Annotated in this window: 17 protein-coding genes; 16 read left to right on the top strand and 1 reads right to left on the bottom strand. The window is 35.9% G+C overall.

Translation table 11 applies throughout. The features are described from left to right. Nucleotides 1-149 precede the first annotated feature (149 nt). The 7 genes from H4J57_RS09430 (at nucleotide 150) to H4J57_RS09400 (ending at nucleotide 6,429) form a co-directional block, all read left to right on the top strand. Nucleotides 150-1,484, top strand: coding sequence for a pitrilysin family protein (locus tag H4J57_RS09430; RefSeq protein ID WP_182242606.1), 1,335 nt, complete (start codon nucleotides 150-152; stop codon nucleotides 1,482-1,484). Further along, nucleotides 1,485-2,861: a pitrilysin family protein gene (locus H4J57_RS09425; RefSeq protein WP_182242605.1), complete on the top strand. Its 1,377-nt coding sequence runs from the start codon at nucleotides 1,485-1,487 to the stop codon at nucleotides 2,859-2,861. Nucleotides 2,862-3,044: 183 nt separating this feature from the next. Continuing rightward, nucleotides 3,045-3,836, top strand: coding sequence for a PhzF family phenazine biosynthesis protein (locus H4J57_RS09420; protein WP_182242604.1), 792 nt, complete (start codon nucleotides 3,045-3,047; stop codon nucleotides 3,834-3,836). Between the two features lie 308 nt (nucleotides 3,837-4,144). Then, nucleotides 4,145-4,510, top strand: a complete 366-nt coding sequence (locus H4J57_RS09415) for a cupin domain-containing protein (protein WP_182242603.1) — start codon at nucleotides 4,145-4,147, stop codon at nucleotides 4,508-4,510. Nucleotides 4,511-4,831: 321 nt separating this feature from the next. Next, entirely contained in the window at nucleotides 4,832-5,326 is a 495-nt protein-coding gene (locus H4J57_RS09410) for a DUF2878 domain-containing protein (protein WP_070373616.1), read from the top strand. Further along, on the top strand, nucleotides 5,319-5,879 hold the full coding sequence (locus H4J57_RS09405; protein ID WP_182242602.1) for a chalcone isomerase family protein: 561 nt from the start codon (nucleotides 5,319-5,321) through the stop codon (nucleotides 5,877-5,879). Before H4J57_RS09410 ends, H4J57_RS09405 begins: the two co-directional genes overlap by 8 nt. After that, nucleotides 5,872-6,429 carry a DUF3833 domain-containing protein gene (locus H4J57_RS09400; RefSeq protein ID WP_182242601.1) on the top strand — a complete coding sequence of 186 codons (558 nt, stop codon included), beginning with the start codon at nucleotides 5,872-5,874 and terminating at the stop codon, nucleotides 6,427-6,429. Before H4J57_RS09405 ends, H4J57_RS09400 begins: the two co-directional genes overlap by 8 nt. 1 nt (nucleotide 6,430) lies before the next feature. Here the strand turns inward: H4J57_RS09400 and H4J57_RS09395 are convergent, their stop codons facing one another. Beyond that, complete coding sequence (locus tag H4J57_RS09395) at nucleotides 6,431-7,327, bottom strand: TIGR01777 family oxidoreductase (protein WP_182242600.1); 897 nt, start codon at nucleotides 7,325-7,327, stop codon at nucleotides 6,431-6,433. Between the two features lie 163 nt (nucleotides 7,328-7,490). Here H4J57_RS09395 and H4J57_RS09390 point away from each other — a divergent pair, with 163 nt between their 5' ends. From H4J57_RS09390 to H4J57_RS09350, 9 genes are all read left to right on the top strand, one after another. Then, the gene (locus H4J57_RS09390; RefSeq protein WP_310733714.1) at nucleotides 7,491-9,308 is read left to right on the top strand and encodes a fasciclin domain-containing protein; all 1,818 of its coding nucleotides are present in this window, start codon (nucleotides 7,491-7,493) and stop codon (nucleotides 9,306-9,308) included. A 678-nt stretch (nucleotides 9,309-9,986) separates the two neighbouring features. Next, nucleotides 9,987-10,556 (top strand): LON peptidase substrate-binding domain-containing protein, encoded by a 570-nt coding sequence (locus H4J57_RS09385; protein WP_182217286.1) that lies wholly within the window; start codon nucleotides 9,987-9,989, stop codon nucleotides 10,554-10,556. 123 nt (nucleotides 10,557-10,679) lie between these two features. Next, complete coding sequence (locus H4J57_RS09380; protein WP_404842425.1) at nucleotides 10,680-11,249, top strand: sigma-70 family RNA polymerase sigma factor; 570 nt, start codon at nucleotides 10,680-10,682, stop codon at nucleotides 11,247-11,249. Then, nucleotides 11,242-11,928, top strand: a complete 687-nt coding sequence (locus tag H4J57_RS09375) for a ChrR family anti-sigma-E factor (RefSeq protein ID WP_182217285.1) — start codon at nucleotides 11,242-11,244, stop codon at nucleotides 11,926-11,928. Before H4J57_RS09380 ends, H4J57_RS09375 begins: the two co-directional genes overlap by 8 nt. A gap of 34 nt (nucleotides 11,929-11,962) precedes the next feature. Further along, the gene (locus H4J57_RS09370; protein ID WP_182217283.1) at nucleotides 11,963-12,922 is read left to right on the top strand and encodes a DUF523 and DUF1722 domain-containing protein; all 960 of its coding nucleotides are present in this window, start codon (nucleotides 11,963-11,965) and stop codon (nucleotides 12,920-12,922) included. Nucleotides 12,923-13,112: 190 nt separating this feature from the next. Next, entirely contained in the window at nucleotides 13,113-14,492 is a 1,380-nt protein-coding gene (gene phrB, locus H4J57_RS09365; RefSeq protein ID WP_182242599.1) for a deoxyribodipyrimidine photo-lyase, read from the top strand. A gap of 67 nt (nucleotides 14,493-14,559) precedes the next feature. Next, a complete protein-coding gene (locus H4J57_RS09360; RefSeq protein ID WP_182217280.1) occupies nucleotides 14,560-15,021 on the top strand; it encodes a nuclear transport factor 2 family protein in 462 nt (153 codons plus the stop codon). Next, nucleotides 15,021-15,737, top strand: a complete 717-nt coding sequence (locus H4J57_RS09355) for an SDR family NAD(P)-dependent oxidoreductase (protein WP_182217278.1) — start codon at nucleotides 15,021-15,023, stop codon at nucleotides 15,735-15,737. Before H4J57_RS09360 ends, H4J57_RS09355 begins: the two co-directional genes overlap by 1 nt. Before the next feature lie 5 nt (nucleotides 15,738-15,742). Continuing rightward, a complete protein-coding gene (locus H4J57_RS09350) occupies nucleotides 15,743-17,014 on the top strand; it encodes an NAD(P)/FAD-dependent oxidoreductase (protein ID WP_182217276.1) in 1,272 nt (423 codons plus the stop codon).

Genomic DNA, 17,014 nt, shown 5'->3' with positions numbered 1-17,014 from the left:
AATTTTATCAGTAAATGACATCAATCTGTCATCATCAATGTAAAAATCAACATTTTATTAACAAATTTCGTTTGACGCGTCTTTGTTGCTTGCACATTTATTTTTTCTCAATACAATCAATAACAATTAAAGTTTATAGTGAAAATAACATGAAAAAATTAATCCTAGCACTTTGTTGTGCTTTGGTAAGCTTGTCTGCAAGTGCCTTAACTACGCTTGAAGATGTTAAGTCTTTTACCTTAGACAACGGTATGACCATCATCGTATTAGAAGACCATTCTATCCCTAATGCCAACATGTATTTATTCTGGAAAGTAGGCTCTAGAAATGAATATCCTGGCATAACAGGGCTTTCACATTTTTTTGAACACATGATGTTTAATGGTGCAAAAAAATACGGCCCTAAACAGTTTGACCGTGTAATGGAAGCTGCTGGCGGAGCTAATAACGCTTACACTTCTGAAAACATTACCGCTTATACTAATTGGTTTCCGGTTAGTGCAATAGAAACAATTTTCAGTTTAGAAGCCGATCGTATTGAAAACCTCGCTATTGATGAGGCTATGGTAGAGAGTGAACGTGGCGTAGTGACCTCTGAAAGGTCAACTCGGTTAGAAAATTCAAGTTTCAGTAAGCTGCATGAAGAAGTAAAAGGCGTCGCTTTTCGAGCACATCCCTACAGTTGGGGGGTTATCGGTCATCAGTCAGACATAGATAATTGGTCGATTGAAGATCTCAAAGCTTACCACAAAACGTATTATGCACCGAACAATGCTGTTGTGGTTATTAGTGGTGATGTCACCTTAGCGCAAGTAAAAAAACTCGCAAATAAACATTTTGCACCGATCAGCGCACAATCAAGCCCAAGAAAAGTACATACCGTTGAGCCTAAGCAACTCGGTGAACGCCGAACTTACGTGCAAAAGGAATCTTCAACCTCTGCCAATGTATTATTTGCTTTTCACGTACCAGAAACTCGCCATGCAGATTATTATCCATTGAAAATGCTTGCCTCTATTTTGGGTGATGGTCAAAGTTCTCGTTTGTCTAGAAGTCTGGTTGATGATAAACAAATAGCAACAAGCGTTTTTACTTATATGCCGGATTCATTTGATCCCAATCTATTCTATGTTTTTGCTACCGCGACCAGTACGGTAAAAGCGAGTGTGCTTGAGCAAGCGATGGTGGCAGAAATTAATAATATTATTGTTAATAGCGTTACTGAGCATGAGCTCACCAAAACCAAAAATATTGCTCAGGTAGATTTTTATCGCACGCTTTCCACAATCAATGGTAAAGCAAATACGTTAGGGACATATGCGTTATTTTTTGATGATTATTCGAAAATGTTTACAGCAATTTCAGACATGAACAAAGTGTCAGTTGAAGACATTAAGCGTGTCGCGAGTACCTATTTAATAAAGTCGAACCGCACGGTTGGCATTTTAGCTGCTGAACAAGACAGCAGCGAAGGAGATTTATAGATGAAACATTCCCTTTTATTTATTTGCAGCTTTATCCTGACATTAAGTCATCCAGTATTCGCTGAATTTACTTTACCCGATTATCAAAAGCTGACATTGAAAAATGGCTTAACCGTTTATTTGATGGAACAACATGAAGTCCCTTTAGTTGATATTAGAGTGGTGACTAAAGCTGGCGCAGTTAATGACGGTGACAATTATGGCTTAGCGAACTTTACGGGTACTGCGCTTGGTTTTGGCAGTAATAAATTATCAAAAAAAGAAATAGAAGATTTATTTGATTTTCATGGTGCTAACTTCAGTAACAGCGTTGGTATGGAGTCCTCTACGTTAAGCTTATCTATTGCCAGTAAAGATATTGATGGATTGTTGCCAGTATTTAGAGATATTTTATTAGCGCCAAGCTTTGAAAATGAAGAATTTATTAAAGAGAAAAAACGTTACCTTGAAAACCTAAAACAAAGTAGGGAGCAACCCGGGCGAATTATCGGCGGTGCATTTAACCACCTATATTTTCAACAACATTTATTAGGAAACCCTGTTGATGGCAATATTTCAACTATCGAAAAGCTTTCTCTTAAACAAATAAAAACTTTTTACCAGGCGTTCTACTCAGCAAATAATAGTGCACTTATAGTTGTTGGCGACTTTAATAGCAAAAGTATGGAAAAAAAGATTAATGATTTATTTTCAGACTGGCAAACTAAAAATATAAGTGCCCCTAATTTAAAGAGCTTTAAAGCTCCTGAAGAATCAAACGTATTGGTTGTTAATAAAAGTGATGCTAACGAAAGTACTTTTATCATAGGTGGTAAAGGGATAGCGTCTAATCATCCTGATATGGTTGCCATAAAAGTGATCAATACTATATTGGGTGGTAGATTTACCTCGTGGTTAAATGACGCATTACGTGTTAATTCGGGTTTAACATATGGTGCGAGAAGTCAATTCAATAGCTACTCAACCGCGGGTACGTTTGTTATATCTACTTTCACTAAAAATGAAACAACCTTTGAAGCCATCGATTTAGCGCTAAAAACCTATGACAGGTTATGGGAGCAGGGTATTGATAAAGAGACCTTAGAATCTGCTAAAGCTTATGTTAAAGGGCAATTCCCTCCAAAATATGAAACAAGCCGCCAACTGGCTGGTTTACTGGCTACTATGTGGGTTCAACAGCTTGATAATACTTTTATTAACGATTTTCAAAAAAATGTTGATGCGTTAAATGTCATCAAAGCAAATGAGATTGTTAAAACTGTTTTTCCAAGAGAAAAATTACAGCTAGTCATTATAGGTAAGGCTGACATCATTGGTGAAAAAGCAAAAAAATACGGTAAGGTAAAAGAAGTTGATATCAATACGGTTAGTTTTTAGATGTGTAATTAAAACGCATAACGCTAAAATTTTTAGCATATAAAATTAAGTGCGCAGTACTATACTGCGCACGTTGTAAACAGAGAGAACCCAACGAGAACAGCAACCATCGCTTTATTCAATAAGCCTCAATTATTGATAAAAAAACACTGATAAATTGATCACACTGGAGTATTATTTTTAATGGAACTACAGATAAATGTTATAGATGCATTCACTGATGAGACGTTTAAAGGCAACCCCGCGGCTGTCATTATAACCTCAGACTGGCTGACTACAGAGCTTATGCAGTCTATTGCTATCGAAAATAACCTTTCAGAAACTGCCTTTGTTAAACAAATTAATAATCAAGCGTATGAAATACGGTGGTTTTCACCGATAACCGAAATTGATTTCTGTGGGCATGCCACGCTAGCTGCTTCATTCGTTATTTTTGCTAAAGATAACACGATTAAAGAAATTAACTTTTTCGCAAAGGCCGTGGGCGATCTGTCAGTTACAAAAACCCCCGATGGCCTTATTCAGATGTGCTTTCCTAATAAAGAGCCTGCTGTCGTAAATGAAATTCCTGAGGCGCTATTAAACGGTTTGTCGATTAATCCCATCGACGTTTTATTAAATGACCAAGCGTATTTTGTTATTTACAAAAATGAAAGTGATGTGCTCGCTGTTATAGCCAATAGTGACGAATTAAAGCAGCTTGCTCCTTATGATGTAGTGGTGACATCAAGATCAACAGAGTTTGATTTTGTCTCTCGTTACTTTTGGCCTGCAAATGGTGGTGATGAAGACCCAGTAACGGGCTCTATTCATACTGGACTAATCCCTTATTGGTCTAAAAAGTTAAACAAAACCGACCTCATAGCTTACCAAGCTTCTAAGCGAGGAGGAAAACTGATGTGCCGCATAGAAGGAGATAAAGTTTATATCTCTGGTAAAGCGGTGCAATACTTAACGGGTACAATTACAGTGTAGTTTTTAGAATCTAGCGTTTTAAAAGAGCAAGGGCGCTTTACGCTATTGTTCAGTGGGAAACCTAAACTTAGACTAACACTCTCATACAAGGGTCTAAAAAGTTAAACAACCCCGACCTCATCGCTTACCAAGCTTCTAAGCGAGGAGGAAAACTGATGTGCCGCATAGAAGGAGATAAAGTTTATATCTCTGGTAAAGCGGTGCAATACTTAACGGGTACAGTTACAGTGTAGCGTTTTAGACAATTAAGGGCGCTTTACGCTATCGCTCAGTGGAAATTAAAAATCACTCTCCCTTTAAGGAATCTCATGTTAAAAACACCGATAAATTTATTGAATAAGTTCACACATTTTTCTGATCAATGGTCACCAAGAGTGGTTGCCCAAATGAATGACTATCAATTTAAATTGGCTAAAATTCAAAATGAATTTACTTGGCACTCGCATTCAGACACCGACGAAGTTTTCCTTGTTATAGAAGGTGCTATGAGTATTGAGTTTAGGGATGGCAAAGTGGACCTTCTTGCGGGTGAAATGTATGTTGTGCCAAAAGGCGTTGAACATAAACCTCATGCAAAAGATGAATGTAAAATAATGCTTATAGAACCTTGTGGTGTCGTTAATACCGGAGATTCACCAGGAGAGCTTACCGCTCAGAATGAACTTTGGGTATAAAGTATATAGCGATACTTTTACTTTGCTAACGGGCATTTTTACGCTCTAGGCTTTTGTAGGTACCGCTCTCTAAACTGTTAGCACAGAACATTGCAACGCTAATAACCTCTAGTGTAATCATCATAGGTTTCACAATGTTACTCATGCGGTATAAAACTTATACTATCAAAGCAAAATGTATTTCCGTTTAATTTTAGCAATGGTGGTGCCGCTAGCTTATACAAGAACAAATATTCCATATAAGTTGTGCTAAACCTAGGTGGATAGATCTTATTCTCTTATTGATACGTATATAGAAAAAAAGGTTGATTTGATAAATATATGTTGATTAATTTAATTGGTTTTAATGTTTCATGGTTTGGCTTGGTTTATTGGGGTAATAATTTTATTCCATTCGCCTTTATGCTTCTACTTGCCCACTTGTTTTTTCAATCTAAGAATTATAAAGAATTGTTGTTAATCTTGTTGGTCAGCGTCATTGGTATTGGTGTTGATTCATTATTACAGCAGCTCAATATTTTTATTTTTATTGAAAAAGCTCATATTCCTTTTTGGCTGATGATGTTGTGGGCTAGTTTTGCCGCCACCATTTGTCATAGCTTACAATTTTTAGCTTCTTCTAAGGTCCTTCAATTAGTGATAGGAGGATTAATATCACCATTAAGTTATATTGCTGGTTATAAATTATCAGCGGTTGATTTTGGTTATTCTATGCTTACAACTTATACCCTTTTAGCGTTGGTATGGGGGACATTGTTTATTTTGTTTTTTTATTTGAAATCAAAAATTATTACCCAAGAGGTAAATCATGCTTAAATTTTATGTTCGATTGATCGTTATCACCATGTTACAACAATTTATTACCGTTCAAGTGTTAGCAACTGATGATATCAAGCCAGACACATTAAATAATATTCTTACAGAGCAGGTTTATATACCTGTTGGTCAAACAACTTTTTCTGTGCTTTTTTGGGACCTGTACAAAAGTAAATTACTGACAACTTCTGGAAAATATCCGATTGAGTTAACGGATGAAAAATTGTTATACCAGATTAACTATTTGACCGACATTTCAAGTAAAGACTTAATTGAACGAACAGTCGAGCAATGGCAGCATTTAGGTGTACCAAGAGAAAACTTTGAAAGCTATCTACCTATGCTTGAAAAAATATGGCCTGATATTAAAGAGGGCGATAGTTTGTCTTTATATGTCAGTAATAATAAGAGTACTTTTTATTTTAATAACGATCTTATTGGTGAAATTGAACAGCAAGAATTTAGTCAACTTTTTCTCGATATATGGTTATCAAAAAATACCAGTGAACCTAAGCTTAGGCTTGAATTATTAGGAATTAACAAAGATGAATAAATATATAAGAACTCTAGCTTTTATTACCACAAGCTTATTTATTTCTAGCTGTTCGGTAGAGTTAGAGGAATACAAACCAGTAGCTAAGCCATTTGATATAAAATCTTACTTTGATGGTAAGGTTATTGCTTGGGGAATAGTTCAAGATTATACCAATGAAGTTAAAAGACGTTTTTGTGTCGAAATTGAAGGAAGTTGGCAAGAAGATCAGGGTGTACTTGCAGAAAAATTTTACTTTGATGACGGTGAAATAAGCTACCGTAATTGGCAATTGACTAAACTATCTGATGGAAGTTATGTCGGCGGTGCAGAAGATGTTGTCGGTGATGCTATTGGCAAGCATCAAGGTTTTGCTTTTCAGTTTCAATATACATTATCGTTAAACCTTGATGGTGACATAATGGAAGTTGCTATGGATGATTGGATGTATCAGTTAGATGAAAATAAGGTCTTTAACAAAACTGCTATGTCTAAATTTGGTGTTCAGGTTGCTGAAATAACATTGTTTTTTGATAAGGAAACAACAAACCAAAGCTGTCAGTCTAATTAAGTTATTGTAGTAGGTCAGTTAAAGCGGCTTCAATTTTATTATGTTTAAAAACGAAACCGCTATTTAATAGTTTTTGTGGTACCACATTTTGTCCATACAGCAACAACTCTGCCATTTCACCAAAGATAAGTTTAAGTAGTGGGGCTGGCGTAGTGAAAAGGCTAGGACGATGAAGTGATTTTGATAAAGCTTTTGAAAATACTTCATTGGTTACCGCATTAGGAGATGTCATGTTTACTGGTCCTGACAAGTTGTCATTATCAATTATATGTAATATTGCAGAGACCATATCGTCAATGTGCACCCAAGACATAACTTGATCGCCCTTACTGATCTTCCCGCCAACACCTAATTTGAACGGTAATAACATTTTAGCTAAGGCACCAGAACTCTTATCTAATACTATCCCGGTACGTAATAGAGCAACCCTAGTATTTGCTGAACAAGCAAGTAACGCTTTTTCTTCCCACTTTGCACAGACTTCATGAGTAAATTCTTGATGAAAATCTTTAAAGGTTTCATCAATGGCTTGACTGTTTTGTCGACCATATATACCAATTGCACTGCCAGAAATAAGCAAACTTGGTGGTTTTTCTGCGATAGAAATTAACTGTGCTATTTCTTCAGTAATATCCCATCTGCTTTGACAAATTCTATTTTTTTGCTCTTGTGACCAACGCTTATCAGCAATAGGCTCGCCGGCTAAATTAATAACAATATCAGTGCTTTCTATGTTGGTAAGTAAAAGTTTATCAATAAACCGGACTTTTTTGTTTATGACTGAACTCGCAGATTTAATATTTCGAGTTAACACCGTAATCGTGTTTTTGTCCGTATTTATAGATTTAATCAATGCTTGGCCAATGAGGCCAGTTCCACCGGTAATAAGATAATTCATAGGTACATCCAATGATTAGAATAACTAAATTAATACGAAGTATTAATCTTATAAGATCATTCAAAAAATTATTTAATATTTTATCAAAATATAGTGATCTTTGTCTTTTTTTTATACGTAATTTGAAATGAAATTAACTTAATAAACGTATAAGGGAAGCCAAGTGAAATATTTTAAAGTATTAACAGTAACCATTATAAGTATGTTTTTTCTACAAGCTTGTAATGATGATAAAGCAACAGAGACACAAAAAGAAAAAATAACCATTGTTGATGCTGCTATTAGTAATGGCAGTTTTACTACATTAGTCGCAGCACTTCAGGCTACAGGACTAGATGCAACACTTGCTGACACCAACAGTTCTTTTACTGTCTTTGCTCCAACAGATGATGCATTTGCTTTATTGGGAGACGACACTATTAATGCCTTACTCGCCGATACCGATACATTATCTAACATACTCACCTACCACGTAATTACAGGGGAGGTCGATGCCACTACGGCAATTAGCTTAGCCGGTACTACGGTTAGTATGGTCAATGGTGACTCAGTTGGTTTATCTCTATCGCCAGATAACGAATTGCTAGTGAACGCTGCAACCGTTATTATCGCTGATATTCAAACAGATAATGGTATTATTCATGTTATTGATGCTGTTTTATTACCACCTTCAGACATCGTACAACCTACAAGTAACATCGTCGAAACAGCGGTAGCAAATGGTAACTTCACGACTTTAGTCGCCGCATTACAAGCAACTGAATTAGATGTAGTACTCGCAGATGCTTCGGCTAATTTCACTGTTTTTGCACCGACAGATGCGGCCTTTGCCCTTATTGGTGAGGCAACCATAAATACACTGCTTGATAATACTGAAGTATTAAGTAGCATATTGCTGCAACATGTTATACCTGAGATTGCGGTAGACTCAGTTACGGCATACTCACTTAATGGCGCTATGGTTGAAACAGCTTCGACGGCATTAATTCCATTAAACATAAATACCAATACAGATATGCTGACTTTTGGTGGTGCAAATATCATCATTAAAGATATATATACGACTAACGGAATCATACACGTTATCGATGCGGTTATCATCGGTGATGTCGAAGTACCTACACCAGCGATGAGCATAGTCGATGTAGCAATTGCAAACGGTAGTTTCACTACTTTAGTTGGTGCTTTACAAGCTACAGGGTTAGATACGGTATTAGCCGATTTAGAAAGTGACTTTACTGTATTTGCACCCTCTGATGCCGCATTTGCAAAATTACCCGCTGACACACTAACAAACCTGTCAACTGAACAGTTGTCCAACATATTATTGTACCATGTCATCCCAGGAAAAGTATTAGCTGATGGCGCGATAACCTTAGCCCAATCTTCGTCTAACACCGCTGAAGCCGCTAATGGCGATAATGTTGCTTTGTCATTTTCTAATTCAACACTTTTTGTTAACGGTGCTAAGGTTAGTACTGCTGATGTAATGGCTGATAATGGCGTTATTCATGTTATTGATAACATAATTATGCCACTAGTAGAAACTGATGCACCAACAAATTCTATTGTTGAGGTAGCTCTTGCTGACCCTGATAATTTTTCTACGTTAGTGACTGCGCTTACCGCAGCTGATTTAGTAGATACTCTTGCAGATGAAACTAAAACATTTACAGTTTTTGCTCCTACAAATTCAGCATTTGAAAAAATTGATAGTGATGTATTGAATGCGCTCTTAGCTGATAAAACAGCATTAACCGAAGTTTTACTTACTCATGTGGTCGGTGAAGTATCTTTGAGTTCTGTTGATGCCTATGCTGCTAATGGTAAAACACTATCAACATTATCTAACACCAAGATATCTGTTGGTATCGATGCTGTAAGCGGCTCGCTGGTCATTGGTGGTGCGAATGTAGTCATAACAGATATTAATACGACTAATGGCGTTATCCATGTTATCGATACCGTAATTCTTGATTAATAGGTCGTATTACATTTTCTAATTAGTTGATATTATGCCCCAGCCTATGGGGCTTTTTTTTGCTTATTATTTACTTTTAAGTGATCGATTATCTGGCCATTAACGTATAACTAAACATGGCGATAACAGTTAATCTTTATCGACACGACATAGTAACTCTGACTAAGACATAGTTTTACCTTTTAATGCATAACCTATTTATATGCATATTTTTATGCCCCAGCCTATGGGGCTTTTTTTTGCTTATTATTTACTTTTAAGTGATCGATTATCTGGCCAATAACGTATAACTAAATATGACGATAACAGTTAATCTTTATCGACATGACATAGTGACTCTGACTCTGACTAAGACATAGTTTTACTCTTTAATGCATAACCTATTTATATGCATATTTTTACGCCCCAGCCTATGGGGCTTTTTTTTGCCTGTTACTTATCTTTATGTGATCGATTGCTTGTTTTTTAACGTATAACAAACAATAACGATAGTAATGAACAATTAATATCTATCGGCTTTGATTCAAGCATAGTGGCCTGACTAAATGTAGTTTACCTTTGATTCATAGGTTACTTATATAGATGTTTTAGCCCCGGCTTAAATGATTTTTTATATAATTGTGATCATTTTTTGTTCATGCACGTATATATTAATAAGATAATAGAAGTAATAAATATATGAAAATAACTACAATCAATCTACCTGTTTTTCCTTTGCCTATATTCCTTCTACCTGAGGGAGTTACCAAATTAAGAATATTTGAACCGCGCTATTTAAAAATGGTGGGTATTGCTTCTAAAAATGGTGGCTTCATTATATGGTCGAAGAATAGCAACAATGATATTTCAAATTCATTGTGGGGAAGCTGGGTCGAAATTATTAATTTTGATCAAGGAGATGACGGAATATTAGAAATTGATGTTAAATGTAAATCATTAGTAGAAATTAATACGTTAACCTTGGATAGCGATAAATTGTATTTTGGTGATGTAAAGCAAATTCAACATTGGTCACAATCTTCAGTCGATACTTCACTCTCTGAGTTGTCAGAGTCTTTAGCAAACGTATTCACGAACAATCCGGACTTAGATGATTTATATCAGCAAAAAGAAATCACTCGTCCAAGCTGGGTTATTGCAAGATGGCTAGAGTTGCTACCAATAGATTTAGACATAAAAGCTACATTTGTTATTGATCATGATTTTCAAGCCGCAAAAGAATTGGTTCAATCTGTTATAGATAAATAAATATATTAATTAGTGATCTTTATTCATTTGTATCCGTATAAGCATCTAAATATAATAAAAGCGGTGATAGAAGTGATGCAAACTAACTTGCTAAGCACAGTGACAAGTGTTAAATCTAGTAACATGACAGAAAAAATTAATCATCCTCAGCTTTGTCAGTGGCTTAACGACGTAGCATGCACAAGAGATAAAAAAGCATTCACCGATTTGTTTCAATTTTTTGCACCTAAAATTCAACGAATTGCCCGGGGTAAATTCCCTAATGAAGCTCAAGCTAGCGAAGTGGTTCAAGAGACCATGAGTAATGTTTGGCGCAAAGCCCATTTATTTGATAAAGACAAAGGAGCTGCTACGACTTGGGTTTATACAGTCATGCGAAATGTCACTTTTGACATGTTACGTAAGATTAAGGGCAACAAAGAAGACAACCTCAGTGATGACATTTGGCCATTAGCAGAAAGCCAAGTGAGTGAAGAAGAATCATTTGATGATCATCTTGAAAATAAAGAGCTTTTATCAGTAATTGAAAAATTACCAGAAGCACAACAGCAAGTTGTTAAAGGTTTCTATTTTATGGAAATGTCTCAAGAACAACTAGCGAACCATCTAAATCTACCTCTAGGTACTATAAAATCTCGTTTGCGTTTAGCTTTAGCGAAACTCAAAGTGCAGTTAGGAGAAAATCATGATTAAACATCACCCGAAATTTGAGTTAATACAGTCGTTTGTTAATGGTGATTTACCCGCTTCTTTGTCTGCAGGTATTTCCATTCACGCTAGTATGTGTCCGACTTGCCAACAGAAAATATCACTGTTGACTGACCAAGTAGCAGAATTGAATTTTGATGAGTCAGCTACAAATATCACTCACAGTGGTGGCGATTTAGTTGCTGAAGGTATTCTAGCGATAAATTTTGATGACATGATTAATAGCATCACAGATTCTGATGCGATTGATGTTATGCAACCGGTTGAAAATAAAATTATCAGTTTTAAAGATAAGTCTTATCAATTACCTAGCGTATTGAATAATATGATGTTGGGAAAAACAGCACATATAGGTAAATTAGCAAGAAAACGTGTACAGCTTGATGAAAATGAAATTCATACTAATTTGTTGCACATGGAGCCAAGCGGCTCTGTTCCACAACATACCCACAAAGGTTTTGAGTTAACGTTATTATTAGAAGGTTCTTTTCATGATGAAAAGGGTGAATATGTAAAGGGTGATTTTATTATGCTTGATGGTGAACATCTTCATAATCCAATTTCAAGCAGTGGCTGCCTTTGTTATACTGTAGCTAATGACGCAATGCATTTTACACAGGGCATTAATAAATTGCTGAATCCAATAGGTTCCTTTATCTATTAGGTAAGCAGATGTTCTAACATTTTTAGGGAAAAATATGATTCACTCAGTCGACAAAGAAGATTTACTTATTGGCATTAGTGCTTGTTTGCTTGGCGAGAAAGTTCGCTTTGATGCCAGTAACAAACCTTCGACTTTTTGTATAAAAGAATTTAGTAATCACGTAACGTATAAATCTTTTTGTCCTGAAGTCGCAATAGGTCTACCTATTCCAAGGCCGACAATTCGTTTAATAAAAAAGGACGATGTCATTCATGTATCTCGTCCTGATGGCAGTGGTGATGTTACACAAGCACTTCAGCTTTACGGTGAAAAAGTCGCCAAAGCTACTAAAGATTTAAGTGGGTATATTTTTTGTGCTAAAAGTCCAAGTTGTGGTATGGAAAGGGTTAAAGTTTACAATCCAGGCGGTCACGCGTTACCATCTGACGGCATAGGTGCGTTTGCTAAAGTTATTATGGAAGCTAACCCACTACTGCCTTGTGAAGAAAATGGCCGCTTAAATGATATGGTGCTTCGTGAAAACTTTGTCGCTCGTGTATTTGCTTACAAGCATTGGCAAAATCTCATTGCTACAGGGCTTACTAAACACAAATTAACAACATTTCACAGCAAATATAAGTACACAGTAATGAGTCATGATTTAATTGCTTACAAAGATTTAGGTCGATTGTTAGCGAGAGCGGATATGCCGCTTGCTGATATGGCTGACGAATATATTTTAGGGCTAATGACTGCACTAAAAATAAAAGCGACTCGTAAAAAACACGCAAATACTCTTGCCCATATTCAAGGATATTTTTCACAGCATCTCAAAGCTAATGAACGACAAGAGCTTTGTGATCAGATAGATGCTTATCGTGAAGGACTTGTGCCATTAGTTGTTCCTTTAACGTTAATCAAGCATTACCTATTACAGTACCCTAAAGATTATTTAACAAATCAATCTTATTTAGCACCTTATCCTGATGCACTAAGGTTAAGATATTCATATTAATGCTTCTCAAATTAATTAAGTCATCGGCTTTACAAAATAGAGTATCAGTCAAAGGCCAGATGTTTATTTTATAAAATGTTGTACTATTTATAAAATAAAGCATCAGTCATTGGCTGTTTACCATTAGCAATGATTATAAAATTTGTTAAACGGGCAAAATTACTTTCAGTCAATGATAAAGGAATAAAATTTGTTACTTTGGTTTCGCAATGATCTTAGAAGTCATGATAATCCCGCATTACAGTATTTTTTAAAAAACAATCAAGATAATGCTCCCCTTAAAGCCATTTTTTTCATCTCTGAACAACAATGGCAGCAGCATGATTGGTCTGCTATAAAGATTGATTTTATAAAACGCCATGCCATAGCACTTCGTGAAGAGCTTCTGTCAGCTGGTATTGAATTAGAATTAGTTGACGCCGCTACTTTTGAAGATCAGGTTTCATACTTACAAGCGCGTTGTGAAAAAGAAAATATCAATGAGATTGTTGCCAACAGTGAAGTCGAATTTAATGAACAAAAACGTGATAAAGCTATTGTTGCACTGGGTATAAAGCTCAGTTTATTTGAAGCTGATGTTATTGTGCCTAAGGGAAAAGTTCTTAATTTATCTAACCAGATGTATAAGGTTTTTACTCCTTTTAAACGTGCCTGGTTGACTTATGTTAAGCAACATAGCTTTGATTATTTAGGTAAAATAGAAACTAGTACCGCTAAAGTACCATCAGCAGATACTCTTTCTGATGCAAGTATATCTTCTGGTTGGCCACTTGTTGGTGACATTGAAAAACATGTACTTCCTACTTTCTTTAATGAAAAAATATCTGATTATCACGATCAAAGAGATATCCCTTCCATTAAGGGCACCTCGGGGTTGTCACCTTATTTAGCTGCTGGTGTCATTAGTCCCAGGTATATATTAAGAACTTTAATTAACGCCTACCCAGACATATTAATCGCTTCAGATAGTCAAGAATTTTCATGGTTAAATGAAATCATATGGCGTGAATTTTATAGAAATTTAATGTTTCATGAACAAAGGCTTTCTAAACACCAGTGCTTTAATGAGAAGTACCAAGGCGTTCATTGGCATTATGATAAAGGTTTGTTTGATGCTTGGTGTCAGGGTAAAACAGGATATCCGCTAGTAGATGCCGCCATGAGACAACTCAATCAAACGGGTTGGATGCATAATCGACTTCGTATGGTTGTCGCAAGTTTCTTGACTAAGCATCTATTAATCGACTGGCGTCTTGGTGAAAAGTATTTTATGAGTCAGCTAATCGATGGTGATTTAGCCTCTAATAATGGTGGCTGGCAATGGGCAGCAAGTACCGGTTGTGATGCACAGCCATACTTTAGAATTTTCAACCCGATAAGACAAAGTGAACGTTTTGATCCAAAAGGCATTTTCATCCGTAAGTATTTACCAGAGTTGGGAAGTGTTCCAGATAAAAATATTCACTTTCCGCATTTGTTTATAGAAAAAAACAAAAAAAATATTTACTGGCCACCAGTTGTTGACCATAAAGAAGCTAGGTTAAAAGCTCTCGCTTTCTATAAGGTATAACTGGCTTACTTATAATTTTAGCTAATCAAACTTTCTATGATTAGCTAATGCCATTACGGTAACAGCAATGCAAAATAATGCCCCACAGGATACATCTACCACTTCGCCGTTTTGGTTAAATAATTTTGTTAACGTTTATCAAACTCTTTCTACCGACAATCTAGATCTTCTGTCAAAGATTTATCATCGTGATGTTATTTTTATTGACCCCATCCATGAGCTTAAAGGCTTTGATAATTTATTTGAATATTTTCAAAATTTATATCAAAATCTATCGACTTGTGATTTTGTTATTACTAATATTATTGCTGAAAAAGATCAAGCTGCTATTTATTGGACGATGTCATATCAACACCCCAAGTTGAATAAAGGTAAACTTATCACTGTAATAGGCCACTCCCATATTAAAGGTTATGAAGATAAAGTCATTTACCACCGAGATTACTTAGATCTTGGCTCAATGCTTTATGAACAATTACCTGTTTTAGGTAAGCTAATAAAATTAATTAAGCAAAAGGCGGCAAAGTAATGGCAATTCGTACTGTTTTAATCACAGGCGCCACTTCAGGTATTGGCCACGCTTTATATGAAAAATATTTAGCGCAGGGTGACAATGTTATTGCTTGTGGACGTGATAAAAGTAAATTAGATAAGCTGTGCAGTAAGGCTTTTAAAACATTGGTATTCGATATGACCAAACCTGCCCAGATAGAGTCTGCTGCTGTTGATATCAAAGAAATCGATATCATGATATTAAATGCAGGCGACTGCCGTTACATCGACGATGCTAAGCATTTCGACGGCAAACTATTTAGTGATATTATTGCAACAAATTTATCATCATTAGGTGCTCTTTTAGAATTTTTCTTGCCGCTCACTAACAAAGGTGGGCAGGTGGTATTTGTTAGTTCTAGTGCAACAATCGTCCCTTTTCCAAGAAGTGAAGCATATGGTGCCTCAAAAGCAGGTATGGATTATTTAGCGAATAGTTTACGACTTGATCTGGTGGCTGAAAATATTGGTGTAACATTGGTACATCCTGGGTTTATCAAGACGCCTTTAACAGAAAAAAACACCTTCGATATGCCGTTTCTATTATCTAGTGAAGAAGCCGCTACACGAATTTTTAAAGGTGTTAACCGCCGAGCTAATTATTTGCACTTTCCAAAAAGGCTTACGTTGACCTTAAAGTTATTCTCTTTTTTACCTGCATCTCTTTGGCAATCAATTATTTTAAGGAAATAAAAAGCATGAAGCACATTGCTATTATTGGCTCTGGTATCTCTGGTTTAACCGCGGCTTATTTACTCTCAAAAAAGCACCAAGTAACTGTCTTTGAAAAAAATGACAAAATCGGTGGTCATACCGCCACAGTAGACGTTGAAATCGCCGATGAAACTTTTGCCATAGATACAGGTTTTATTGTTTTTAACAATAAAACTTACCCTAATTACTTGGCTTTATTGTCAGAGATTGGTATTGGTAAACAAGCTACTGAGATGAGTTTTTCTGTTCACAACTGTCAAACAGGACTGGAATACAATGGCCATAACTTAGATACTTTATTTGCGCAAAGAAGAAATATATTTAATCCAAAGTTCTGGTTTCTTGTTAAAGAAATATTACGCTTCAATAAACTTTGTAAAAGTATTTATCAGCACAATGATTATCAGGAAGGGTTAACATTAGGTAAATTTTTAACTGATAATAATTTCAGCGCATTTTTTGCTGAGCATTATATTTTACCCATGGCTGCTGCTATTTGGTCAAGTTCATTAGCGCAAATGGAAGATGTTGAATTTAAGTTTTTTGTACAATTTTTCCATAACCATGGTTTACTTAATATCGCTGACAGGCCTCAATGGTACGTTATACCAAAAGGCTCTAGAAGTTACTTAACGCCATTATGTGCGCCATTTAAAGATAATATAATACTTAATGCTGATATTTCAGGGATTACGCGTAGCAACGACAAAGTTCACTTGCACTTTAACGAGCGCGCTAGTGAGACCTTTGATGAAGTTGTTATTGCCTGTCATTCAGATGAAGCCCTTGCCTTGTTAAATGATGCAACTGATAATGAAAATAGCATCCTATCTGCTATGCCTTACAGTGCCAATTCTGTGATTTTACATACCGATAAAACACTTTTACCTGATCGCGAGAAAGCGTGGGCAAGTTGGAATTACCAGCTCAGTCAAGATCGCTCTAAGGCAGCAAGTGTTACTTACAATATGAATATTTTGCAAGGCATAGAAAGTCAGCATACCTTTTGTGTGACATTAAACCAGAAAGAAGATATTGATCCGAAAAAAATATTAAGAGAATTTACCTATCACCATCCTATTTTTTCTGCTGATTCAATCACCGCTCAAAAAAGCAGATCACTCATTTGTGGTGTCGATCATACGCACTTTGCCGGAGCTTACTGGCATAATGGCTTTCATGAAGATGGTGTTAGAAGTGCTGTAGAAGTGGCTAATAAATTTGAATGTTATATAGCACCTACTGTTAAAGGCTAA

It is taken from the genome of Colwellia sp. BRX8-7, assembly GCF_014077275.1.
GTDB lineage: Bacteria > Pseudomonadota > Gammaproteobacteria > Enterobacterales > Alteromonadaceae > Colwellia_A.
Note: the sequence above shows the minus strand (reverse complement) of the source record. Positions and strands in the feature narration are given on the sequence as shown.

What these genes read in the sequence shown, in the direction of transcription:
- H4J57_RS09355 (WP_182217278.1), top strand. Translation starts at nt 15,021, where the DNA reads ATGGCAATTCGTACTGTTTTAATCACAGGCGCCACTTCAGGTATTGGC.
- H4J57_RS09410 (WP_070373616.1), top strand. Translation starts at nt 4,832, where the DNA reads ATGTTGATTAATTTAATTGGTTTTAATGTTTCATGGTTTGGCTTGGTT.
- H4J57_RS09380 (WP_404842425.1), top strand. Translation starts at nt 10,680, where the DNA reads ATGACAGAAAAAATTAATCATCCTCAGCTTTGTCAGTGGCTTAACGAC.
- H4J57_RS09370 (WP_182217283.1), top strand. Translation starts at nt 11,963, where the DNA reads ATGATTCACTCAGTCGACAAAGAAGATTTACTTATTGGCATTAGTGCT.
- H4J57_RS09400 (WP_182242601.1), top strand. Translation starts at nt 5,872, where the DNA reads ATGAATAAATATATAAGAACTCTAGCTTTTATTACCACAAGCTTATTT.
- H4J57_RS09425 (WP_182242605.1), top strand. Translation starts at nt 1,485, where the DNA reads ATGAAACATTCCCTTTTATTTATTTGCAGCTTTATCCTGACATTAAGT.
- H4J57_RS09360 (WP_182217280.1), top strand. Translation starts at nt 14,560, where the DNA reads ATGCAAAATAATGCCCCACAGGATACATCTACCACTTCGCCGTTTTGG.
- H4J57_RS09375 (WP_182217285.1), top strand. Translation starts at nt 11,242, where the DNA reads ATGATTAAACATCACCCGAAATTTGAGTTAATACAGTCGTTTGTTAAT.
- H4J57_RS09350 (WP_182217276.1), top strand. Translation starts at nt 15,743, where the DNA reads ATGAAGCACATTGCTATTATTGGCTCTGGTATCTCTGGTTTAACCGCG.
- H4J57_RS09415 (WP_182242603.1), top strand. Translation starts at nt 4,145, where the DNA reads ATGTTAAAAACACCGATAAATTTATTGAATAAGTTCACACATTTTTCT.
- H4J57_RS09405 (WP_182242602.1), top strand. Translation starts at nt 5,319, where the DNA reads ATGCTTAAATTTTATGTTCGATTGATCGTTATCACCATGTTACAACAA.
- H4J57_RS09385 (WP_182217286.1), top strand. Translation starts at nt 9,987, where the DNA reads ATGAAAATAACTACAATCAATCTACCTGTTTTTCCTTTGCCTATATTC.
- H4J57_RS09395 (WP_182242600.1), bottom strand. Translation starts at nt 7,327, where the DNA reads ATGAATTATCTTATTACCGGTGGAACTGGCCTCATTGGCCAAGCATTG.
- H4J57_RS09420 (WP_182242604.1), top strand. Translation starts at nt 3,045, where the DNA reads ATGGAACTACAGATAAATGTTATAGATGCATTCACTGATGAGACGTTT.
- H4J57_RS09430 (WP_182242606.1), top strand. Translation starts at nt 150, where the DNA reads ATGAAAAAATTAATCCTAGCACTTTGTTGTGCTTTGGTAAGCTTGTCT.